This window comes from Streptomyces sp. NPDC107550, assembly GCF_055639095.1.
In genome coordinates this window covers 103,962-126,829 of record NZ_JBVKBC010000004.1, presented here as the reverse complement: position 1 = coordinate 126,829, position 22,868 = coordinate 103,962, and the positions used below count along the sequence as shown (strand labels likewise).

18 protein-coding genes are annotated in these 22,868 nt (G+C 71.8%); 11 read left to right on the top strand and 7 right to left on the bottom strand.

The window, feature by feature from the left end; translation table 11 throughout:
* Positions 1–4 precede the first annotated feature (4 nt).
* From ACZ7LY_RS07735 to recQ, 3 genes are all read left to right on the top strand, one after another.
* Positions 5–1,579, top strand: coding sequence for an NADH-quinone oxidoreductase subunit M (locus tag ACZ7LY_RS07735; protein WP_471623613.1), 1,575 nt, complete (start codon positions 5–7; stop codon positions 1,577–1,579).
* A gap of 8 nt (positions 1,580–1,587) precedes the next feature.
* On the top strand, positions 1,588–3,237 hold the full coding sequence (gene nuoN / locus ACZ7LY_RS07730; RefSeq protein WP_471623847.1) for an NADH-quinone oxidoreductase subunit NuoN: 1,650 nt from the start codon (positions 1,588–1,590) through the stop codon (positions 3,235–3,237).
* A 220-nt stretch (positions 3,238–3,457) separates the two neighbouring features.
* Entirely contained in the window at positions 3,458–5,431 is a 1,974-nt protein-coding gene (recQ, locus tag ACZ7LY_RS07725; RefSeq protein ID WP_471623612.1) for a DNA helicase RecQ, read from the top strand.
* An 89-nt stretch (positions 5,432–5,520) separates the two neighbouring features.
* Here the strand turns inward: recQ and fahA are convergent, their stop codons facing one another.
* The gene (fahA, locus tag ACZ7LY_RS07720) at positions 5,521–6,786 is read right to left on the bottom strand and encodes a fumarylacetoacetase (protein WP_471623611.1); all 1,266 of its coding nucleotides are present in this window, start codon (positions 6,784–6,786) and stop codon (positions 5,521–5,523) included.
* Positions 6,787–7,086: 300 nt separating this feature from the next.
* On the opposite strand from fahA, the gene ACZ7LY_RS07715 reads away from it, so the two are divergent.
* Entirely contained in the window at positions 7,087–7,893 is an 807-nt protein-coding gene (locus tag ACZ7LY_RS07715; protein WP_471623610.1) for an HAD family hydrolase, read from the top strand.
* A gap of 109 nt (positions 7,894–8,002) precedes the next feature.
* Here the strand turns inward: ACZ7LY_RS07715 and ACZ7LY_RS07710 are convergent, their stop codons facing one another.
* Positions 8,003–8,698, bottom strand: a complete 696-nt coding sequence (locus ACZ7LY_RS07710; protein ID WP_471623609.1) for a response regulator — start codon at positions 8,696–8,698, stop codon at positions 8,003–8,005.
* A 159-nt stretch (positions 8,699–8,857) separates the two neighbouring features.
* Between ACZ7LY_RS07710 and ACZ7LY_RS07705 the strand changes: the two genes are divergently transcribed.
* The 3 genes from ACZ7LY_RS07705 to ACZ7LY_RS07695 all read left to right on the top strand — a co-directional run bounded on the left by ACZ7LY_RS07705 (position 8,858) and on the right by ACZ7LY_RS07695 (position 11,675).
* Positions 8,858–9,673 (top strand): ABC transporter ATP-binding protein, encoded by an 816-nt coding sequence (locus ACZ7LY_RS07705; protein WP_471623608.1) that lies wholly within the window; start codon positions 8,858–8,860, stop codon positions 9,671–9,673.
* Positions 9,663–10,535 carry an ABC transporter permease gene (locus ACZ7LY_RS07700; RefSeq protein ID WP_471623607.1) on the top strand — a complete coding sequence of 291 codons (873 nt, stop codon included), beginning with the start codon at positions 9,663–9,665 and terminating at the stop codon, positions 10,533–10,535. Before ACZ7LY_RS07705 ends, ACZ7LY_RS07700 begins: the two co-directional genes overlap by 11 nt.
* 84 nt (positions 10,536–10,619) lie before the next feature.
* Entirely contained in the window at positions 10,620–11,675 is a 1,056-nt protein-coding gene (locus ACZ7LY_RS07695) for an ABC transporter substrate-binding protein (protein WP_471623606.1), read from the top strand.
* Between the two features lie 271 nt (positions 11,676–11,946).
* Here the strand turns inward: ACZ7LY_RS07695 and ACZ7LY_RS07690 are convergent, their stop codons facing one another.
* Both ACZ7LY_RS07690 and ACZ7LY_RS07685 read right to left on the bottom strand, forming a co-directional pair.
* Positions 11,947–13,959 carry a CocE/NonD family hydrolase gene (locus tag ACZ7LY_RS07690; RefSeq protein WP_471623605.1) on the bottom strand — a complete coding sequence of 671 codons (2,013 nt, stop codon included), beginning with the start codon at positions 13,957–13,959 and terminating at the stop codon, positions 11,947–11,949.
* A gap of 9 nt (positions 13,960–13,968) precedes the next feature.
* Entirely contained in the window at positions 13,969–15,471 is a 1,503-nt protein-coding gene (locus tag ACZ7LY_RS07685; protein WP_471623604.1) for a peptide MFS transporter, read from the bottom strand.
* A 215-nt stretch (positions 15,472–15,686) separates the two neighbouring features.
* Here ACZ7LY_RS07685 and ACZ7LY_RS07680 point away from each other — a divergent pair, with 215 nt between their 5' ends.
* The 4 genes from ACZ7LY_RS07680 (at position 15,687) to ACZ7LY_RS07665 (ending at position 20,499) form a co-directional block, all read left to right on the top strand.
* Positions 15,687–16,697: a polyprenyl synthetase family protein gene (locus ACZ7LY_RS07680; protein ID WP_471623603.1), complete on the top strand. Its 1,011-nt coding sequence runs from the start codon at positions 15,687–15,689 to the stop codon at positions 16,695–16,697.
* Between the two features lie 309 nt (positions 16,698–17,006).
* A complete protein-coding gene (locus tag ACZ7LY_RS07675) occupies positions 17,007–18,257 on the top strand; it encodes a DUF2092 domain-containing protein (protein WP_471623602.1) in 1,251 nt (416 codons plus the stop codon).
* 123 nt (positions 18,258–18,380) lie between these two features.
* Positions 18,381–19,319, top strand: a complete 939-nt coding sequence (locus tag ACZ7LY_RS07670) for an ABC transporter ATP-binding protein (protein ID WP_471623601.1) — start codon at positions 18,381–18,383, stop codon at positions 19,317–19,319.
* 211 nt (positions 19,320–19,530) lie between these two features.
* On the top strand, positions 19,531–20,499 hold the full coding sequence (locus tag ACZ7LY_RS07665) for an ABC transporter permease (RefSeq protein WP_471623600.1): 969 nt from the start codon (positions 19,531–19,533) through the stop codon (positions 20,497–20,499).
* Between the two features lie 29 nt (positions 20,500–20,528).
* Here ACZ7LY_RS07665 and ACZ7LY_RS07660 read toward each other — a convergent pair whose 3' ends face one another.
* The 3 genes from ACZ7LY_RS07660 to rarD all read right to left on the bottom strand — a co-directional run bounded on the left by ACZ7LY_RS07660 (position 20,529) and on the right by rarD (position 22,799).
* The gene (locus ACZ7LY_RS07660) at positions 20,529–21,122 is read right to left on the bottom strand and encodes a flavodoxin family protein (RefSeq protein ID WP_471623599.1); all 594 of its coding nucleotides are present in this window, start codon (positions 21,120–21,122) and stop codon (positions 20,529–20,531) included.
* A 159-nt stretch (positions 21,123–21,281) separates the two neighbouring features.
* Positions 21,282–21,746: a VOC family protein gene (locus ACZ7LY_RS07655; protein ID WP_471623846.1), complete on the bottom strand. Its 465-nt coding sequence runs from the start codon at positions 21,744–21,746 to the stop codon at positions 21,282–21,284.
* A 135-nt stretch (positions 21,747–21,881) separates the two neighbouring features.
* Positions 21,882–22,799: an EamA family transporter RarD gene (rarD, locus tag ACZ7LY_RS07650; protein WP_471623845.1), complete on the bottom strand. Its 918-nt coding sequence runs from the start codon at positions 22,797–22,799 to the stop codon at positions 21,882–21,884.
* Between the last annotated feature and the right edge of the window lie 69 nt (positions 22,800–22,868).

Genomic DNA, 22,868 nt, shown 5'->3' with positions numbered 1-22,868 from the left:
ACCGATGTCCTTTCCTCTGCTGACAGCGACGGCGGTCCTGCCCGCCGTGGGCGCGGTCGCCACGGCCGCCGTCCCCGCGAAGCAGCGCACCGCCGCCAAGTGGCTGGCCCTGCTGTTCTCGCTGGCGACGCTGGTGGTCGCGGCGGTGGTCGCGGTCCGCTTCGACCCGGGCGGCGCCCGCTACCAACTGACCGAGTCACACTCCTGGATCAAGGACTTCGGCGTCCGCTACGAACTGGGCGTGGACGGCATCGGGGTCGCGCTGATCGCGCTGACCGCGCTGCTGATCCCGTTCGTGATCGTGGCCGGGTGGAACGACGCGGACCCGCTGGAGACCGGCAGCCGCCGGTGGCGGCCCACGCAGGGCTTCTTCGCCCTGATCCTGCTCGTCGAGGCGATGGTGATCATCTCGTTCGAGGCCACCGACGTCTTCCTCTTCTACATCTTCTTCGAAGCCATGCTCATCCCGATGTACTTCCTCATCGGCGGCTTCGGGGACCGCGCGGGCCCGCACGGCGAGCAGGAGGCGGCGACGCAGCGCTCGTACGCGGCGGTCAAGTTCCTGCTCTACAACCTGGTCGGCGGGCTCATCATGCTGGCCGCCGTCATCGGCCTGTACGTGGTCGCGGGGAACTTCTCGCTCCAGGAGATCGCCTCGGCCCGCGCCGACGGCTCCCTGCACATGGCGACCAGCACCGAGCGGCTGCTGTTCCTCGGGTTCTTCTTCGCCTTCGCGGTGAAGGCCCCGCTGTGGCCGCTGCACACCTGGCTGCCGAACGCGATGGGCGAGGCCACGGCCCCGGTCGCGGTGCTGATCACGGCGGTGGTCGACAAGGTCGGCACGTTCGCCATGCTCCGCTTCTGCCTCCAGCTGTTCCCGGAGGCCAGCAAGTGGGCGACGCCCGTGATCCTGGTGCTGGCGCTCGTCAGCATCGTCTACGGCGCGCTGCTCGCCGTCGGCCAGCGCGACATCAAGCGGCTGGTGGCGTACGCGTCGATCTCGCACTTCGGCTTCATCATCCTCGGCATCTTCGCCATGACGAGCCAGGGCCAGTCCGGCGCCACGCTCTACATGGTCAACCACGGGATCTCGACGGCGGCGCTGATGCTGGTCGCCGGCTTCCTGATCTCGCGGCGCGGCTCCCGGCTCATCGCGGACTACGGGGGCGTGCAGAAGGTCGCCCCGGTGCTCGCCGGCACGTTCCTCATCGGCGGTCTCGCCACGCTGTCGCTGCCGGGGCTCGCGCCGTTCGTCAGCGAGTTCCTGGTGCTGGTCGGCACGTTCACGCGCTACCCGGTCGTCGGCATCATCGCCACCTTCGGCATCGTGCTCGCCGCGCTCTACACCCTGGTGCTCTACCAGCGCACCATGACGGGCCCGGTGAAGCCGTCGACGGAGGGCATCGCCGACCTGAAGGCGCGTGAGCTGGCGGTCGTCGTCCCGCTCATCGCCGTACTGATCTTCCTCGGTGTGTATCCGAAGCCGCTGACCGAGCTGGTGAACCCGGCGGTGCGGCACACCATGTCCGACGTCCAGAAGAAGGACCCGAAGCCGGAAGTGGAGGCGGCTCACAAATGAGTGCACTGGTGAGTGCTCCAGCCGTCCACACCCTGTGGACAACGGCGGCCGATCCGCTCTCCAAGATCGACGCACCGAAGATCGAGTACGCGCAATTGTCGCCCGTACTGATCGTTCTCGGAGCCGCCGTCCTGGGGATCGTGGTCGAGGCGTTCGTGCCGCGCAGAGCGCGCTACTACGCGCAGGCGTTCCTGGCGATCGTCGGGCTCGCGGCGGCCTTCGCGGCCGTCGTCGGGCTCGCCGCCGACGGCTACGGGACGACGAAGGCGCACATCGCGGCCATGGGCGCCGTCGCCGTCGACGGGCCCGCGCTGTTCTTGCAGGGGACGATCCTGCTGGCCGGCCTCGTGTCGATCTTCACGTTCGCCGAGCGGCGCCTCGACCCCGAGGCCCACGGCAACCGCGTCGACTCCTTCGCCGCGCAGGCCGCGTCGGTGCCGGGCAGCGAGAGCGAACAGGCGGCGGTGAAGGCCGGGTTCACCACCACCGAGGTGTTCCCGCTGGCCCTGTTCGCCATCGCCGGCATGCTGGTCTTCCCCGCGGCGAACGACCTGCTGACGCTGTTCATCGCCCTGGAGGTCTTCTCCCTGCCGCTGTACCTGCTGTGCGCCGTGGCCCGCCGCAAGCGGCTCATGTCGCAGGAGGCGGCCGTCAAGTACTTCCTGCTCGGCGCGTTCGCCTCGGCGTTCACCCTGTTCGGCATCGCGCTGCTGTACGGCTACGCGGGCTCGGTCTCCTACGCGGCCCTGGCGAGCGTGGTCGACGGCTCCGCGCAGAACATCGACCCGGCGCTCGCCGACACCATGGGCAACGACGCGCTGCTGCTCATCGGCATGGCGCTCGTCGTGATGGGCCTGCTGTTCAAGGTCGGCGCCGTCCCCTTCCACATGTGGACGCCGGACGTCTACCAGGGCGCACCGACGCCGGTCACCGGTTTCATGGCGGCGGCCACCAAGGTCGCGGCCTTCGGCGCGCTGCTGCGCCTGCTGTACGTGGTGCTGCCGGGGATGCGCTGGGACTGGCGGCCGGTCATGTGGGCCGTCGCCATCGTCACCATGCTCGGCGGTGCGATCGTCGCCATCACGCAGACCGACATCAAGCGGCTGCTGGCGTACTCCTCGGTCGCGCACGCCGGCTTCATCCTCGCCGGTGTCATCGCCACCACGCCCGACGGCGTCTCGTCCGTCCTCTTCTACCTGGGGGCGTACTCCTTCGTCACGATCGGCGCGTTCGCCGTGGTGACGCTGGTGCGCGACGCGGGCGGCGAGGCGACGCACCTGTCGAAGTGGGCGGGGCTCGGCCGGAGGTCGCCGCTGGTCGCGGCGGTCTTCGCGGTGTTCCTGCTGGCGTTCGCCGGCATCCCGCTGACCTCCGGGTTCGCGGGGAAGTTCGCCGTGTTCAAGGCGGCGGCGGACGGCGGGGCGGGCGCGCTCGTCGTGGTCGGTGTGATCTCGTCGGCCATCGCCGCGTTCTTCTACATCCGGGTGATCGTCCTCATGTTCTTCAGCGAGCCGAAGGCGGACGGGCCGACCGTCGCCGTGCCCTCGCCGCTGACGATGACGACCATCGCGGTCGGCGTCGCGGTCACCGTCGTGCTCGGTGTCGCGCCGCAGTACTTCCTGGACCTGGCGAGCCAGGCGGGCGTCTTCGTCCGGTAGGGCGGCGGCGCGCAGCCGCCAGGGAGCCCGGCCCCGCTCGTGGGGCCGGGCTCTCACGCGTACGGGTCGGGGCTCGCGCGTGTACGGGGTGGGGGCTCCCGGGCGTACGGGGAAGGCGGGGGCGGTTATCCACAGGTGGGGCTGTGGATAACTTCGGGGCTGTCGGTGCGGCCCCCTATGGTTGCAGGAGCAGACGGAAGCGGCAGGACGGGACTGGGGTATGAGCGAGGTGACCGAGAGCGAGGCACTTGCCACGCTCCATCGCGTCTTCGGGTACGACGCCTTCCGGGGCGAGCAGGAAGCGATCATCGAGCATGTGGTGGCGGGCGGCGACGCCGTCGTCCTCATGCCCACCGGCGGCGGCAAGTCCCTGTGCTACCAGATCCCGGCCCTGGTCCGGCCCGGTACGGGCATCGTCGTGTCGCCGCTGATCGCGCTCATGCAGGACCAGGTGGACGCGCTGCGGGCGCTCGGTGTGCGCGCCGGCTTCGTGAACTCGACGCAGGACTTCGACGAGCGCCGCACGGTCGAGGCCGAGTTCCTCGCGGGCGAGCTGGACCTGCTGTATCTGGCGCCGGAGCGGCTGCGTCTGGACGCCACGCTCGACCTGCTCTCGCGCGGCAAGGTCTCCGTCTTCGCCATCGACGAGGCCCACTGTGTCGCGCAGTGGGGCCACGACTTCCGGCCCGACTACCTGACCCTGTCGGTGCTCGGCGAGCGCTGGCCCGACGTGCCGCGTATCGCGCTCACCGCGACGGCGACCCACGCGACGCACCAGGAGCTCACCCAGCGGCTCGGCATGCCGGACGCCCGGCACTTCGTGGCGAGCTTCGACCGGCCCAACATCCAGTACCGGATCGTCCCCAAGGCCGACCCGAAGAAGCAGCTCCTGACGTTTCTGCGGCAGGAGCACGAGGGTGACGCGGGCATCGTGTACTGCCTGTCGCGCAAGTCGGTGGAAGCCACCGCCGAGTACCTCTCGAAGAACGGCATCGAGGCCGTGCCGTACCACGCGGGCCTCGACGCGGGCACCCGCGCGGCGAACCAGGCGCGGTTCCTGCGGGAGGAAGGGCTCGTCGTCTGCGCGACCATCGCGTTCGGCATGGGCATCGACAAGCCGGACGTCCGCTTCGTCGCCCACCTCGACCTGCCGAAGTCCGTCGAGGGCTACTACCAGGAGACGGGCCGCGCCGGGCGCGACGGGCTCGCGTCCACGGCCTGGATGGCGTACGGGCTCCAGGACGTCGTCCAGCAGCGCAAGCTGATCAACATGGGGGAGGGCGACGAGGCGTTCCGCCGGCGGGCCGCCTCCCATCTGGACGCGATGCTGGCGCTGTGCGAGACGGCCCAGTGCCGCCGGGCCCAGCTCCTCACCTACTTCGGGCAGGAGGCGCCCGCGTCCTGCGGCAACTGCGACACCTGTCTGACCCCGCCGGAGACCTGGGACGGGACGGTCGCCGCGCAGAAGATCCTGTCCACGGTCGTCCGGCTGGACCGGGAGCGGCGGCAGAAGTTCGGCGCGGGCCAGATCATCGACATCCTGCTCGGCAAGCGCACGGCGAAGGTCATCCAGTTCGACCACGACCAGCTCTCCGTCTTCGGCATCGGCGAGGAGCTGAGCGAGGCCGAATGGCGGGGCGTGGTACGGCAGTTGCTGGCGCAGGGGCTGCTCGCGGTCGAGGGCGAGTACGGGACGCTGGTGCTCACCGAGGAGAGCGGCAGCGTGCTCGGGCGCGAGCGCGAGGTGCGGCTGCGCAAGGAGGCGCCGAAGCCGGTCACGGCACGCGGATCCGGCTCCCGGGAGCGCAAGGCGAAGACGGTGGCGGCGGACCTGCCGCAGGAGCTGATGCCGGTGTTCGAGGCGCTGCGGTCCTGGCGCGCGGCACAGGCCAAGGAGAACGGGGTGCCGGCGTACGTGATCTTCCACGACGCCACGCTGAGAGAGATCGCGCAGAGCCGGCCGGCGTCCGTCGCGGAGCTGGGCACGATCGGCGGCGTCGGCGAGAAGAAGCTGGCGACGTACGGGGAGGGCGTGCTGGAGGTGCTGGCCCAGTTCGACGGCGGCGCGCCCGCGTCGGCCCCGCCCGCTCGGCAGGCGGGCGAGGCGGTGCCCCCGGCCCGGGAGCCGGAGCCGGACTTCGGGCCCGAACCCGAGCCGGAGTTCGGCTACGAGCCGGAGGACGTCGACTGGTGAGCGTCCGGCGCCCGGGGCGCGGGGCGGGGGCGTAGGGACCGGCGCGGACGGGCCGCCCGGAGCCTCAGCCCCGCCCCCCTGGGAAGGCGTCAGCCGTTCGGCGCGGGTGTGATGCGGCCCGTGACCTCGCCGAGGGCGACGCGGGTGCCCTCCGGGCCCGGCGCCCAGGCCGTCATGGTCACGGTGTCGCCGTCCTCCAGGAAACCCCGCTTGCCGTCGGGGAGTTCGAGGGGGCGCTGCCCGTTCCAGGTGATCTCGATGAGCGAGCCCCGCTCGTTCTCCTCGGTGCCGCTGATCGTGCCGGAGCCGAAGAGATCGCCGGTGCGCAGGGACGCGCCGTTGACCGTCATATGGGCCAGCATCTGGGCGCCCGTCCAGTACATGCCGGAGAAGGGGGGCTCGGAGATGACGTGACCGTTGAGGGAGACGGTGATGCGCAGGTCGTAGCCGGCCGGGTCGAGGTCCGGGTCGGAGTCGTCCAGGTACGGCAGCAGCGGGTGCGTGCGCGCCGGGGCGGGGACACGGGCCGCGTCCAGCGCCTCCAGCGGCGTGATCCACGCGGAGACGGAGGTGGCGAAGGACTTGCCGAGGTGCGGGCCGAGCGGCACGGTCTCCCAGTTCTGGATGTCGCGCGCCGACCAGTCGTTGAGCAGGCAGATCCCGAAGACGTGCTCGCGGTACGCCGACAGCGGCACCGCCGTGCCCTGCGCGGACGGCACGCCGACCACGTAACCGACCTCGGTCTCGATGTCGAGGCGGGTGGAGGGGCCGAAGACGGGCGCCGGGTCCGCGGGGCCCTTGCGCTGGCCCGAGGGGCGCACGATGTCCGTGCCGGAGACGACGACCGTGCCCGCGCGGCCGTGGTAACCCACGGGCAGGTGCTTCCAGTTGGGCTTCAGCGGCTCCTCGTCCGGGCGGAAGAGACGGCCGAGGTTGGAGGCGTGGTTCTCCGAGGCGTAGAAGTCCACGTAGTCCGCGACGGCGAACGGCAGGTGCAGGGTGACCGCAGAGAGCGGGTGCAGATGCGGGCGGACGGTCTCCCGGTGGGCGGGGACCGTGAGCCAGCCGGTGACCGCGCGCCGCACGTCGGACCAGGCGGTGCGGCCCGCCGCGAGCAGCGGCCCGAGGTCGGCGTGCGCGAGCAGCGAGGCGTACGGGGAGCCGAGGGCGTGGGCGGCGGCGCCCGCGTCCAGGACGTGGTCGCCGATCCGCACACCGACGCGGCGCTCGCCGTCCGCGCCGGGGGAGAAGACACCGTAGGGAAGGTTGTGCGCGCCGAAGGGGTGGCCTTCGGGGAGGTCGAACGGGTCGGGCTGGGCGAGCGGGGTGTGCTCGGACGCGGCTGCGGATGCCATGCCTGCGGGCCTCACTTTCCATTCGGGTGGGCCTCACGTTACGTCGGAGGCGGGCCGTCGCGGCAGGGGCTCCGGCCACTCTCCGGCCGGTACGCGCGGGTCGGACGGCCTGCCGGGGGAGCGCGGCGGCGCTCCCTGAGGCGCGGGGGCCGCGGGCGGCGGGGGCGCGCGCGTGGGTGGCGCGCGCGGTGGCGGGTTCGTACAACTACCGCTCGCTACCGGCCGGTTGATCACGCGAAGGAGGGAGAGCGGCCGGTAGTCGTCGGTCCGGCGGGGCGGCCGGTCCGTATTCTTCGGATCATGGCCGCTCCCGCATATGCCCTCATCGCCACTGACCTGGACGGAACGCTGCTGCGCGGCGACGACACCGTCTCGGACCGCACCCGCGCCGCCCTGGCGGGTGCCGCCGGGGCGGGCGCCCGGCACCTCGTCGTGACAGGGCGCCCCGCTCCCCGCGTGAAGGCGCTCCTAGACGCGCTCGGCGGCGGGCTCGCCGTGTGCGCGCAGGGTGCGCAGCTCTACGACGCCACGGCCGACCGCCTGCTGTGGTCGCTCACCCTGGACCGGGAGCTGGCGGAGGTGGCGCTCGGCAAGATCGAGGCGGAGGTCGGGCAGGTGCACGCGGCCGTCGACCAGGACGGGGTGGACGGCCTCACGCTGATCGAGCCGGGGTATCTGATGCCGCACCCCACCCTGCCGGCCGTTCCGGTGCGGGAGCGGGCCGAGCTGTGGGCGGCGCCGATCAGCAAGGTGCTGTTGCGCCATTCCGACCTCGGGGACGACGAGTTGGCCGAGGTCGCCCGGGGCGTGGTCGGGCCGCTGGCGACGGTGACGATGTCGGGCCCCGGGACGGTCGAGTTGCAGCCGCTCGGGGTCACGAAGGCGACCGGGCTCGAACTGGCGGCGGGGCGGCTCGGCGCCGGGCCGGAGGGGACGATCGCGTTCGGGGACATGCCGAACGACGTGCCGATGTTCGGCTGGGCCGGGCGCGGGGTGGCGATGGGCAACGCGCACCCCGAACTGCTCGCCGTGGCCGACGAGGTGACCGCCTCCAACGAGGAGGACGGCGTCGCCCTCGTCCTCGAACGCCTCTTCCGGCTCGCCTGAACCGGCCCGGGCCGGCGGACCCGGCCGGCCCGGGGCAGTAGACCCGGCCGGCCCGGGGCAGCGACCCCGGACGGCTCAGGGCGAGCCCCGGCTCAGGGCGAGCCCCGGCTCAGGGCGAGACCCAGGCGTAGCGGTGTTCGGGGCGGCCGGTGTCGCCGTACTTGAGGGACAGACGCAGCCGCCCCGCCTGTTCCATGTGACGCAGATAGCGCTGGGCCGTCGAGCGGCTCAGACCCGTCTCGGCGGCCACCTCGTGGGCGGAGAGCGGATGGTCGGCGTGGTGCAGGACGCCGCAGATCAGATCCGTGGTCGGCTCCGAGTGCCCGCTCGGCAGGCCGGGGGAGGAGGCCGGCGTCGGCAGCGCCCGCAGCGCCCCGAACATCCGGTCCACCTGCTCCTGGCCCGCCGCGCCGCGCCCGCTGACCCGCTCGACGGTGCGGCGCAGCGCCGCGTACGACTCCAGGCGTGAGCGCAGCGCGGCGAACGTGAACGGCTTCACCAGGTAGTGCAGGGCGCCCTGGCGCATCGCCGCCTGCACGGTCTGCACGTCACTGGCCGCCGTGATCATGATGACGTCGGTGTTGTGCCCGTTCTCCCGCATGCGGTGCGCGAGGTCGATGCCCGTCATGTCGGGCAGGTAGTGATCGAGCAGGACGAGGTCGACGCGTTCGCGCTCGACGGCGGCCAGCGCCTGCGCGGCGTTGTGCGCGCGGGCGGCCACCCGGAAGCCGGGAACCTTTCCCACGTACCTCGCGTTGATCTCAGCGACGCGGAAGTCGTCGTCCACGACCAGAACGTCAATCATCGGGCCTCTCTCCTCAAGGCCAGGCGAGCTTGTCAAGCCCGGTTTCGGCTCAGCAGTTGTAGCGCGAGCAAAACGAGCACAACACCCTCTTGCAAGCAGAAGCCTGCCTTGCGCCCAGAAGCCTGCTGCGGTGTCCCAGGTCACATCTACGGTCCCGCCATGAGCACAGACACCGGCCCCGCCATCGAACTGCGGGGCGCGAGCAAGACCTTCAGGACGCCGTCGGGCGGACTGCACACCGCGGTCCGGGAGCTGGATCTGACCGTCGGGCGCGGCGAGTTCGTCGCCGTCGTCGGCCCGACCGGCTGCGGCAAGTCCACGACTCTCACTCTGGTCAGCGGCCTTGAGGAGCCCACCGAGGGCGAGGTCCTGGTCGCCGGGCGGCCGGTGGACGGCGTCGGCGACAAGGTCGGTTTCGTCTTCCAGCAGGACGCCACGTTCCCCTGGCGGACCGTGCTGTCCAACGTCATGGCGGGCCCCCGCTTCCGTGGCGTACCGAAGGCCGAGGCGAAGGAGAAGGCCCGCGAGTGGCTGGCCCGCGTCGGGCTCGCGTCCTTCGAGGACCGCTACCCGCACCAGCTCTCCGGCGGCCAGCGCAAGCGCGTCGCCCTCGCCGCCACCTTCGTCAACGACCCCGAGATCCTCCTCATGGACGAGCCGTTCTCCGCGCTCGACGTCCAGACCAGGGCGCTCATGTCCGACGAACTCCTGGAGCTGTGGGAGGGCACCGGCGCGTCGGTCGTCTTCGTCACCCACGACCTGGAGGAGTCCATCGCGCTGGCCGACAAGGTCGTCGTCATGACGGCGGGCCCCGCGACCGTGAAGCAGGTCTTCGACATCGCCCTGCCGCGCCCCCGCAAGGTCGAGTCGGTGCGGCTGCTGCCCGAGTTCATCGACATCTACCGCGAGATCTGGGAGTCGCTCGGCGAAGAGGTCCGCATCACCCGTGAGAGGGGTGCCGCCGATGCCGCCTGAGGCCACCACCACCGCCCTGCCCGCGCCCGCCGCCGACCTGTCCAAGACCGGCAGGGCCGTCACCCGCGCCCGCGCCGCCCGCCGGCGCAAGGCAGTGATCGGCGCGGCCCGCGTCCTGCTCCTCGTCGCCGTCCTCGGCCTGTGGGAAGTACTCGCGCGCGCCGAGGTCATCGACCCGTTCAACTTCTCCATGCCGTCGAAGATCTGGGACCAGATCTGGACGTGGACCACGCACGGCACAGCCCTCGGCTCGCTCGGCGAACAGGTCTGGTTCACGCTGTACGAGGCCCTGCTCGGCTGGATCATCGGGGTGGTCGCCGGTGTCGTCTTCGGGATCGCGCTCGGCCGGATCGCGTTCCTCGCCGACGTCCTCGGCCCGTACATCAAGGTCCTCAACTCGATCCCGCGGATCGTGCTCGCGCCGATCTTCGTCATCTGGTTCGGGCTCGGGCCCGCGTCCAAGGTGGCCTCGGCCGTCGTCCTCGTGTTCTTCCCCGTGTTCTTCAACGCCTTCCAGGGCGCCCGCGAGGTCGACCGCAACCTCGTCGCCAACGCCCGCATCCTCGGCGCGAGCGACCGGCGGGTGACGCTTCAGGTCGTCATCCCGTCCGCCACCTCGTGGATCTTCACCAGCCTCCACGTCAGCTTCGGCTTCGCGCTCATCGGCGCCATCGTCGGCGAGTACATCGGTGCCACGAAGGGTGTCGGTCTGCTCGTCGCGCAGTCGCAGGGCACGTTCAACGCGGCCGGTGTGTACGCGGCCATGGTCATCCTCGCCGTCGTCGCGCTGCTCGCCGAAGGGCTGCTGACCTTCGCCGAACGCCGCATCTTCCGCTGGAAACCGGCGGGCTCGGACGACTGACGTCCCCCTGTGCCGAGCCTGCGTACCGCTTCACCGGTCCCTCTCTCCCCGCTTTCCTCACTCTTCTCAAGGACGTGACCCACCATGCGCAAGACCGCGCGGTTCACCGCTCTCGCGGCGACCGGCCTGCTGGCCGTCTCCTCGCTCACCGCCTGTGCCAATGACGCCGCGAGCACGAGCCACGGCTCCGGCGGCGGGGGCGGCGGCAAGGGCGAGAGCGTCAAGATCATGGTCGGTGGCCTGGACAAGGTCATCTACCTGCCGGCGATGCTCACCGACCGCCTCGGCTACTTCAAGGACGAGGGCCTGAACGTCCAGCTCCTGAGCGAGCCGGCCGGCGTCCAGGCGGAGACGGCGCTCGTCTCCGGGCAGGTCCAGGGCGCCGTCGGCTTCTACGACCACACGCTCGACCTCCAGGTCAAGGGCAAGCACGTGGAGTCCGTCGTGCAGTTCTCGCGGGCGCCGGGGGAGGTCGAACTCGTATCGAACAAGAAGGCGAACGACATTAAGTCGCCGAAGGACTTCAAGGGCAAGAAGCTCGGCATCACCGGGCTCGGCTCGTCCACGGACTTCCTCACGAAGTACCTCGCCGTCAAGAACGGGGTGGACCCGAGCGCCTTCTCGCCGGTGGCCGTGGGGGCGGGGCCGACGTTCGTCTCCGCGCTCCAGAAGGGGTCCATCGACGGGGGCATGACGACTGACCCGACCGTCGCCACCGTCCTCGACAAGAAGCTCGGCAAGGTCCTCGTCGACATGCGTACGCCGGAAGGGTCGCAGGCCGCGCTGGGCGGGCCGTACCCGTCGTCCAGCCTCTACATGCAGAAGGACTGGGTCGACGGGCACAAGCCGACGGTGCAGAAGCTGGCCAACGCGTTCGTCAAGACGCTGAAGTGGATGTCCACGCACAGTGCGGACGAGATCGCGGCGAAGATGCCGGTGGACTACTCGCAGGGTGACAAGGCGTTGTACGCGCGGGCGATCAAGGCGACGTTGCCGATGTTCACGGTGGACGGGGTCATGCCGGAGGGTGGGCCGGAGACTGTGGAGCGGGTGCTCAAGGCGTTCAACCCCAACATCAAGAACGCGGATGTCGATCTTGGGGGGACTTATACGACGGAGTTCGTCAAAAAGGCGGGCTAGCCTCCGGCGGGCGGGATTTCGGGCGCGGGGTGTTCTTTGCGCGGGGCGCGGCGGGTCGTCGTTCACCTTTCGCCGGGTGGGTGGCCGGTCGCGCAGTTCCCCGCGCCCCTATCGGGGCCCAGGGAGGAGGTGGCGACGTAGTCGCCCCTCCAGGGGCGCGGGGAACTGCGCGAGAAGCCCCACCGGCCGAAAGGTGATCGACGACCCAGGGGCGCGGGGAACTGCGCGACCAGCCCGCCACCGGCCGTCAGATGATGGCTAAGGCCGGGCGTCAGCCCGCTGTGCGGGGGACTCGGTGTTCCCACGTGCGGTGGAAGACGATCTCCTCCCCGTCACGGCAGACGACCTCACTGGACGTGATGAACTCCCGCTCCGTACAGGAGATCTCCGACCGCGTCTCGACCCGCGCGTCCCACGCCATCTCCGGCCGGTGCAACCGGATCGCCCAGTCGGACCGCGTCCGCGCGGACAGCGGATCGTCCTCCTGGATGACGTACGTCTCCCGCGCGTCCTCCGTGAACTCCAGCCCGTCCGGATACACCCGCGTCCCCCCGTACCGGGGATCGACCTCAAGGGTCCATTCACCCTTGGCGACATCCCGTACGACGAGCCGCTCGGGCCGCTGCTCGTCCAGGGACGCGGGGAAGACGACCCCGAGCGGCTCGGACTGCTCGGGCTCGCCGAAGGCGATCTCGGCGCCCATGTCCCCGCGCCGGACCGGCAGGTCGAGCGTGCTGCCTGCCGGGTCGAGCGTGAAGCCCTGTTCGGATCCCGGCTGCGGCCAGATCCAGGGCCAGTAGGCCGAGGACACCGCGAGCCGGATGCGGTGCCCGGCGGCGAAGGAGTGCCCGATGCCGTTCAGCTCGAAGGAGACGGTCTCGGTGGTGCCCGGCATCCAGGGGATGTTCGCCGCCCGCCCGTGCCGGGAGGACAGATTGAGCACACCGCGCGTGACGAGCGTCGAGGAACCGTCCGGCGCCACGTCGCACAGCCGCGCCACGACCTGCCCGCGCGGCACCGCGCAGGTGATCCGCACCGTCACCTTCGGCCGCCCCGTCACCCGCACCTCCTCGGGCACCTCGAACTCGAAGCACGCCGAGTTGGCGTCCTCGTCCCGCTGGTCCGGAGGCAGGTCCGCGTCGTTGCCGAACGGGAAGAAGCGCCCCGCGTCCAGCCCGGTCCGCTGCGGCGAGCGCACGAGCAGGGGCCGGCCCTGGAGCGCGTACGAGACGGTCTCGACGTGCGGGGACGGCCAGGACGGGTCGCCGACCCAGTGGCCGGGCAGCTCCGGGTAGACGGTGGCCGGCGGGTGCGAGTCGCTGACCCACGAGCGGAGCTTCGGCTCGGCCATGACGCCCGTGTCCTCGCCCTTGAGCCAGTGGTCCCACCAGCGCAGCGTCTCCTGGAGGAAGCCGATCGCCGGTCCGGGCGGCAGACAGCGGTCGGGGTACTGGTGCGACCAAGGCCCGATGATGCCGCGCATCTGTTCGTCGGGCAGGTGTTCGGCGAGGCGGAGCACGGTGTCGCGGTACGGGTCGTGCCAGCCGCCGACCGCGAGGACGCCCGCCTTGATCGCCGAGTAGTCCTCGCAGACGCTGCCGTGCCGCCAGTAGTCGTCGCGGGTCTGGTGCGCGAGCCAGGTGTGGATGAACGGATCGACCGCTTCCAGGCGTCGCTCCCACATCTCCCGCCAGCCCTCGCCGACGAACCGCGGGTCCGGCGGGCGCGAGACGAACGCGAGCATGGTCGCCGCCCACGCGTGCATGTCCACCGCGAGGACGGAACCTCCCATGTAGTGCACGTCGTTGTCATAACGGTCGTCCGTGGAGCAGACGGTGACGATCGCCTTGAGCGGCTCGGGCGCGAGGGCCGCGATCTGGAGGGAGTTGAACCCGCCCCAGGAGATGCCGAACATGCCGACCTTGCCGGACGACCAGGGCTGCGCGGCGAGCCAGTTCACGACCTCGACGCCGTCGGCCAGCTCCTGCGCGTCGTACTCGTCGCCGGGCAGCCCCTCGGAGTTGCCGTGCCCGCGCACGTCCACCCGTACGGAGGCGTAGCCGTGGCCCGCGTACCAGGGGTGGCGCTGCCAGTCGCGCGGCGCGGTCCAGTCGGAGAGCCGGTAGGGCAGGTATTCGAGCAGGACGGGGACCGGCTCGTCGGTGACCGGCCGCCATACGCGCGCGAAGAGCGTCGTCCCGTCGGAGAGGGGTACGCGGATGTCCTCGCGGGTCGTCCCGTACGGGAAATCGGAGCGGATGTGGGGGGTGCGCGCAGTGCTCATGGAGGAACCTCAGTGAACGGGGTGCATGGTGCGGCGCAGCCAGGGCGCCAGGGCGATCACGATCACGCCGACCGCGACGGCGATGGCGCCGTTGACGCCGAAGTACGCGGGGTTGGAGACCTCGCCGTACAGCTTCACGGTCTGCGCCTGGATGCCGTTGGCGAGGGCCAGCGACAGGAACCACAGGGACATGGTCTGGCTGGCGAACGCCTTGGGGGCGAGCTTGGTCGTCGCCGACATGCCGGAGGTCTCCAGCAGGATGTCGCCGAGCCCGAGCAGCAGGTACGAGCCGACGATCCACCAGGCGGCCATCTTGTACGAGTCACCGCTGTGCCCGGACGTGGGCAGGACCATCAGCAGGAACGACAGCCCGCCCAGGATCACGCCGAACGCGATCTTGTTGGACGCGTGCGGCTGGCGCGGGCCCATCCGCGCCCACACGCCCGCCACGACCGGGGCGAGCCCCACCTCGAAGGCGCCGAGGGCGGACGCGTACCAGCTCGCGGGGAAGTGGAAGCCGAGGATGGTCGTCTCGGCGTTCGACGCGGCCAGCAGCATCATCGTCGAGTACGCCTGGAACAGGATGAAGTTGAACGCGACCGACGCGAGGAACAGCACGAGGTAGGGGCGCAGCCGCCCGCGTTCCTCGGCGCTCACCCGGGGGCTGCGGAACATGACGACGAAGTACACCACCGGGGCGATCACCGAGATGATCGTCAGGCAGTCCACGAAGCGGCCCATCGTCAGCCAGCCCGCCAGCGACAGGACCACCGCGAGGGCGGCCACCACCAGCGCGCCGACGATCATCGTGCGCACGGCACGGCCCATCGCCGCCGGCGGCAGCCGGTACTCGGCGGTCTCGCTGCGCCCGGCCAGGTGGCGGCGCCCGGTGACGTACTGGATCAGGCCGAGCGTCATGCCGACGGCGGCGGCGGAGAAGCCCCAGTGCCAGCCCTTGTGCTCGCCGAGCCAGCCGGTGATCAGCGGCCCGGCGAACGCGCCGATGTTGATCCCCATGTAGTACAGGGCGAAGCCGGCGTCGCGGCGCTGGTCGTCGGTGCGGTACAGCTTGCCCACCATGGAGGCCACGTTCGGCTTGAGCAGGCCCGTGCCGGCGCTGATCAGGCCGAGCCCCACCCAGGTCATGGTCGAGGTCGGCACCGCCATCGAGTAGTGTCCGCAGGCGATGAGGATGCCACCCCACAGCACCGCCCGGTACGAGCCGAGGATGCGGTCCGCGAGCCAGCCGCCGGCGACGGACACGAGGTAGACGAGCGTGCCGTAGGCCGCGGAGACCGACGCGGCCGTGCCCGGGTCCATGCCCATGCCGTCGTTGGCGACGGTGTCGGCGAAGTACAGGACGAGGATGGCCTGCATGCCGAGGAACGAGAACCGTTCCCAGACCTCCAGGCCGGACAGCGTCAGCAGGCCGCGAGGCTGCCCGAAGAAGGCGGCGTCGTCGGCCGGCGGGGGCCCGGCCCCGGGGTCGGCGTCGGTCGTGGTGCTCGACAAAGTACGTACTCCTGGTCGTATCGGCTGATGAGCAACATACCGGGGGTGTCCGGGACCCGCCCGGTCTGGACTGTCCGGGCGGGCGCCCCCTGTGATCGAAACGGGACCGGATACGCTGACTTGAGTGATGGCAGCGACACATCGACAAACCGTGTCATCGACCGAATGATCGACCGAGTTCGCCATGTGATCGTCAGCAGACAGGAGACCCACTCGTGACCGTCGTCGGGACTTTCGGTCTTAGCGTGCGGGACCAGGCTCTCGAAGCCGATGTCCAGGCCGGTTTGGCGGCTGTCGAGGAGGGACTGCTCGAAGCCACCAAGAGCGAGGTTCCCTTCATCACGCAGGCCGCCCAGCATCTGGTGCGCGCCGGCGGCAAGCGCTTCAGGCCGCTGCTCGTGACGCTCGCCGCGCAGTTCGGCGACCCGTACGCGCCGGGTGTCGTGCCCTCGGCCGTCGTCGTCGAGCTGACCCACCTCGCCACGCTCTACCACGACGACGTGATGGACGAGGCGGACGTCCGCCGCGGGGTGCCGAGCGCCAACCAGCGCTGGGACAACTCGGTGGCCGTCCTCACCGGCGACTTCCTCTTCGCCCGCGCCTCGCACATCCTCGCCGACCTCGGCCCGGACGCCGTACGCATCCAGGCGGAGGCGTTCGAACGGCTGGTCACCGGCCAGATCCTGGAGACCGCGGGCCCGGCCGACGGCCGCGACCCGGTCGACCACTACCTCGACGTGCTCGGCGGCAAGACCGGCTCGCTGATCGCCGTGGCGTGTCGTTTCGGCGCCATGATGTCCGGCGCCGACGAGACCGTCGTGGACGTCCTCACCCAGTACGGGGAGCGGCTCGGCGTCGCCTTCCAGCTCGCCGACGACGTCCTCGACATCGCCTCCGACTCCCACGAGTCCGGCAAGACGCCCGGCACCGACCTGCGCGAGGGCATCCCCACGCTGCCGGTGCTGCGGCTGCGCGAGCGCGCCGACAAGCTCGGGCTCGCCGAGGACCGCGAGCTGGTCGAACTGCTCGACTCCGACCTCACCGACGACGAGCGACACGCCGAGGCGCTGCGCCGGCTGCGCGCCCACCCGGCGCTGGAGCAGGCCCGCCGCGACACCGTGCGCTACGCCGAGGAGGCGCGCGCCGCGCTCGCCCCGCTGCCGGAGTGCCAGGCGAAGGCGGCGCTGGTCGAGCTGTGCGACGCCGTGGTGCACCGCGCGGGCTGACCGCCGATCACGGGCCCGCCCGGCCCGCCCGCCCGTCGCGCCCGGGGTCACCCGTCCGTCGCGCCCGCGCCCACCCGTCCGGGTCAGCCGGGCGGGTGGTGTCCCCTACGGGGTGTCAGGGGGCGAGGGCCCTTGTGTCATCCCGTGGGTGTACGCCGAGTTGATCCCGGGGTCTGACGTCTTCGCGGTGCCGTTTTGGTCAGATAGGGGTACACCACTCCAGACCAATTCGGGTGAGAATGGCGGCTGGGGGTGGACGTGTGCACACGACGGTAAGCCGCCGCCGATCACGGAGGTAGGGCAACAGACATGGCACCGAACGAAACCGAACAGAGCACCGGACCCCGCAAAGCGGCCCGGTACGCGGTCCCGGTGGCCGTGGTGGGGGTGGCCGCGGCGACCATCGGGCTCGTCCCGGCGCTCGCCGACTCGGGCGACCCGCACCTGCCGAAGATCACCGCGCAGCAGCTCATCGAGAAGATCGCGAAGTCGGACACCGAGCAGTTGTCCGGCACCGTCAAGATCCACACCGACCTCGGTCTGCCCTCGCTCGGCGGCGCCGCGGCCGGCGGCCTGACCGGCGGCGCCCCGGGCGCCTCGGGCGGCCCCGGCTCCGGCTCCTCCGCCGACCCGCGCGCCAAGCTCGGCGAACTGGCCTCCGGGACGCACACCCTGCGCGTCGCCGCCGACGGCCCCGACCGCCAGAAGCTGTCCGTCCTCGACGACGCGTCCGAGTACAGCCTGATCCACAACGGCGCGGACGTCTGGGGCTACGACAGCAAGTCCAACGAGGCGTTCCACGCGCAGCAGCCGCGCTCCGGCGAGCGGGCGGGCGCCGAGAAGCCGTCGAAGACGCCGGGCGGCCCGCTCGACGTCGGCAAGCGGCCCGAGGGCATGCCGGCCACGCCCAAGCAGTTCACGGACGAGGTCCTCAAGGCGTCCGGCGACACCACGTCCTTCACCGTCGACGGCACCTCGCAGGTCGCCGGCCGTGACGCCTACCGCCTCCAGATCAAGCCCAAGCAGGCCGGTTCGACGGTCGGCGCGATCACGGTCTCCGTGGACGCCAAGACCGGTACGCCGCTGAAGTTCACGCTCACCCCGGCGAGCGGCGGCGCGGCCGTCGTCGACGCGGGCTTCACCAAGGTCGACTTCGGCAAGCCGGCCGCGTCCACGTTCGACTTCAAGCCCGCGAAGGGCATGAAGGTGACCGAGGCCGACCAGGCGAAGCAGGAGCGGCAGCGGCAGGGCAAGCCCGAGGCCGGGCGGCCCGAGCACCTCGGCGGTCCCATGATCGTCGGCAAGGGCTGGACGTCCGTCGCCGAGCTGAAGCTGCCCAAGGAGGCGGCGGGCATCGCGTCCGGCGCGCGGAGCGGCGCCGACCTGCCGCCCGACGCGCAGAAGTTCATCGGCTCGCTGGGGGACAAGGTCCACGGCTCGTTCGGCAAGGGCACGGTCTTCTCGACGCGCCTGGTGAACGTGTTGGTGACCGAGGACGGCAAGGCGTACGCCGGTGCCGTCACCAAGGACACCCTGGTCAAGGTGGCCGAGAAGGGCTGACCCCGCGCGGGCCGGCGACGGCTCGCGGGGCGCGGGGGCGGCGGCACACGCCGTCCCCGCGCCCGGGTGACGGAGACGGCGGCACGTGGCGTCCCCGCGCCCGCGTGACGGACGAGGAGGGGCATGGCGGCGGTCATCGAGACCGAGGAGCTGACCAAGCGCTACCGGGGCGGGCGGCCGGCCGTGGACGGGCTGAGCCTCACGGTCCCCGAGGGCGCCGTCTTCGGCTTCCTCGGGCCGAACGGATCGGGCAAGACGACCACCATCCGCATGCTCATGGGCCTCATCGAGCCGACCTCGGGCACCGCCCGGCTGCTCGGCCGCCCGATGCCCCGCGCCGGCCGCGCGGTCCTGCCGCACGTCGGCGCGCTGATCGAGGGCCCGGCCCTGTACGGGTTCCTCTCCGGCCGCGACAACCTGCTGCGCTACGACGCCGCCGACCCGACCGCCGACCCGCGCACCCGCGCCCGCCGGGTGACGCGGGCCCTGGAGCGGGTGGGCCTGGGCGCGGCCGCGGGCAAGAAGGCGCGCGCGTACTCCCTCGGGATGAAACAGCGGCTCGGGCTCGCGGCGGCCCTGCTCCAGCCGCGCCGCCTGCTGGTCCTCGACGAGCCGACGAACGGGCTCGACCCGCAGGGCATGCGCGAGATCCGCACGCTGGTGCGGGAACTGGCCTCGGACGGCACGACCGTCTTCCTCTCCTCCCACCTCCTCGACGAGATCGAGCAGGTGTGCACGCACGCCGCCGTGATGGCCCAGGGCCGGCTGCTGGTCCAGGGCCCGGTCGCGGAGCTGGCGGGCGGCGCTCGCGGCACGCTCCAGGTCACCACCCCCGACCCGGCGGACGCGGCCCGCGTCCTGAAGGAGCACGGGGTCACGGTCCTGGAGACGGCCGGCGACACGGTACGGGCCGAGCCGCCGCCGCCCGGAACGGACGTGGCCGAGCTGAACGCGGCGCTGGTCGCGGCGGGCGTCCGCGTACGCGGCTTCGGCGTCGAACGCGCCTCCCTGGAGGACGCGTTCGTCGCCCTGACAGGGGAGGGCTTCGATGTCGCGGGCTGAACCGGACACGGGCTCGCGCGGGGACGCGGGACGGGACCTGGGCGCGGGGGAGCGTGGGAGCGCGGGACGGGACCTGGGTCCGGGGTCGCGCGAGGGCGCGGGGACGGACTCGGGCGCGGGCTCCGGTGCGGGTGCGGGGGTCGAGTCGGGCGCGGGCACGGACTTGGGCGCGGGCCCCTGCGCCGGTACGGGGGCCGAGGCGGGAGCGAGCATGGGCTCGGGCGGACGTACGGGACCTGGTGCCGGTGGCGGGTCGGGTCCGGGGGCCGGCTTCGGTGTGGGTACGCGTTCCGGTGGCGGTGCGGTGGGGGCCGATACGGGCGCCGCGCGCTTTCGTCCGCTGCGTACGCTCGGGCTGCTGCGCAGCGAGGTCGCCGTCACCTTCCGGCGCTGGCGCACGCTGGCCCTGCTCGCGGTCCTCGCCGGGGTCCCGGTGCTCATCGGGATCGCCGTGCGGATCGAGACGGGCGGGCAGGCCGGCGCGGCCGGGGGCGGGCCGGAGGGCGGCGGGCCCGCGTTCATCGCGCAGATCACGAACAACGGCCTGTTCCTCGTCTTCACCGCGCTCGCGGCGACCCTGCCGTTCTTCCTGCCGATGGCCGTCGGGGTCATCGCCGGGGACGCCATCGCGGGGGAGGCGAGCGCCGGCACCCTGCGCTATCTCCTGGTCGCTCCGGCCGGCCGGACCCGGCTGCTGCTCACCAAATACGCGACCTCCCTGATCTTCTGCCTCGCCGGAACGCTGGTCGTGGCGGTTTCGGCGCTGGTCACGGGCCTGGCCCTGTTCCCCCTCGGGGACGTGGTCACGATCTCCGGCACCCGGATCGGCTACGGCGAGGGCCTGTGGCGGGCGCTGCTGATCGCGCTGGTCGTGGCGGCGTCGCTGATCGGCATCGCCGCGCTCGGCCTGTTCGTCTCCACGCTCACCAACAGCGGCATCGCGGCGATGGCCACCACCGTCGGCCTGCTCATCACGGTCCAGATCCTCGACCAGATCCCCCAGCTCCACGCCATCCAGCCCTATCTGTTCTCCCATCACTGGCTGTCCTTCGCGGACCTGATGCGGGACCCGGTCTACTGGGACGGCCTGCTCAAGAACCTCGGCCTCCAGGCCCTGTACGCCGCGGTGTTCGGCTCGGCGGCCTGGGCGCGCTTCACCTCCAAGGACGTCACCGCCTAGGGTCGGGCCGCGAGCACCCCGTACGGGCGTCAGGCCGCCGCCGTCTCGTAGCCGTACCGGGCGAACGGCGGCTCGCCCTCGAAGAACGTCTTCGCGCGGGTCAGCGCCGCCTCGTCGCGCAGGACGTCGCCCGGTCTGCTGCCGTTGCCCAGCAGGACGCCGCCGAAGCGCATGCCCATGTACGCCGCCGAGTTGCGCAGGGCGCCGACGAGCGGGTCGGCCACCTCGCTCTCCTCGTGCGCGAGCGCGGTGACGCCCCACAGGGTGCGGCCGGCGAGCGTCTCCTTGAAGTCGACGCCGGGGGTGCGCAGCCAGCCCGACCAGTGGTCCAGGTAGCGCTTCATCGGGGCGGAGAGCGTGTACCAGTACAGCGGCGACACGATCACGATGTCCGTCGCGGCGAGGGTCGCGTCGAGCAGGAGCGCGGTGTTGTCGCCGTGCGGGCGGCGGTGGTCGCTGTCGTGGCGCAGGTCCTCGAAGTCGGGCAGCGGGTGCCGGGCGAGGTCGATCCAGCGCTGCCCGATGCCCGGCGGCAGTTGCTCGGCGGCGCGGCGGGCCAGCAGCTCGCTGTTGCCGTCGGAGCGGCTGCTGCCGAGGACGAAGAGGAAAGAGCGGTCGGCCATGGATCCCCCAAAGACGCGGACGCGTTGTAGATGCGTGTGCAGTATATGCATGCGCATCTACAACGCGGAAGACCCCGCTCGGGTGAACCGACTCCCCGTACGCCCGACCCCCGCACGCCCCGAACCCGTACGCCCCGAGCTACGCCCTCGGCCCCGCCGTCACTGCAGGTCGAACTCGTTCCCCTCGGGGTCCGTCATCGCCACCCAGGAACCGGCCGGCGTCTCCACCCGCTGCCGCACCCGCGCCCCCAGCGCCGTCAGCCGCTCGACCTCGGCCTCTCTTCGCTCCGGGCCCGCGTGGATGTCGATGTGCAGCCGGTTCTTGCCGGACTTGGCCTCGGGGACGCGCTGGAACAGCAGGCGCCGCCCGAGCCCGGTACCGGTCGCCTCCTCCACGGGGTCGCCGGGATGGCGCACCGCGATCAGGTCACGGAACGCGCGCCGCCCCCGGAACTCGACCGTCTGCTCCTTCGGCAGCGCGCCCATGCCGAGCAGGCGCTCGATCAGTGCCGCGTTGTCCTCGACCTCGTAGCCCAGTGCCGCCGCCCAGAACTCCGCCTGCGCGTGCGGGTCGGCGGCGTCCACGACGAGCTTCCACTCGAAGGTGACGCCGCCGGTGGTCATGTCCCCGGTACGGCTGTCCCCCGTACCGCTGTCTCCAGTAGTCATGTCCCCAGTGAAGCGGACCCCACTGACAACGGCCCCCGGAACAGAACGGCCCCCCGGAACAGAACGGCCCCCGGAGCAGGGGGTGTCGGCTCAGCGCGCGCGCTCGCGCTCGACGGCGCCGCCCGCGGCCGTCTCGGCGACCGTGCGCGCGGCGGCGGCCCGCGTCAGTTCCGCGCGGCCCGCGTGCGCGGTGCGCAGCGCGTCGAACGTGAGGATCATCAGGGCCGCCCACACCAGGGCGAACCCGGCCCAGCGCTCGGGCGGCATCTCCTCGTGGAAGTACACGATGCCCAGCAGGAACTGGAAGACCGGCGCGAGGTACTGGAGCAGCCCGAGCGTGGAGAGCGGCACACGGATCGCGGCGGCGCCGAAGCAGACCAGCGGGATCGCGGTGACCAGGCCGGTGGAGGCGAGCAGTGCCGCGTTGCCCGCGCCCGCGTGGCCGAAGACGAGGTCACCCTGCGCGGTGAGCCACAGGAGGTAGGCGAGGGCGGGCAGGAACTGGATCGCGGTCTCGGCGGCGAGCGACTCCAGGCCGCCCAGGTCCACCTTCTTCTTCACGAGCCCGTACGAGCCGAAGGAGAACGCGAGGACCAGCGAGATCCACGGCGGTCGCCCGTACCCGATGGCGAGCACCAGCACGGCCGCGACGCCGATGCCGACCGCCGCCCACTGCGCGGGCCGCAGGCGCTCGCCGAGGAGCAGGACGCCGAGGGCGATGGAGACGAGCGGGTTGATGAAGTAGCCGAGGGACGCCTCGACGACGTGCCCGGCGTTCACCGACCAGATGTAGACGCCCCAGTTGACGGTGATGACGGCCGCGCCGAGCGCCACCAGGGCGAGCCTGCGCGGCTGGCGCAGCAGGTCGCGGGCCCAGTCCCAGCGGCGTACGAACAGCAGCAGCGCGAGCCCGACGGCGACCAGCGACCACACCATGCGGTGGGCGAGGATCTCCAGTGCGCCGGCCGGCTTGAGCAGTGGCCAGAAGAGGGGGACGAGGCCCCACATCCCGTAGGCCGCGAAGCCGTTGAGAAGCCCGACGCGCCCCTGCTCGCGTCCCTGCTGTTCCCTCTCGGC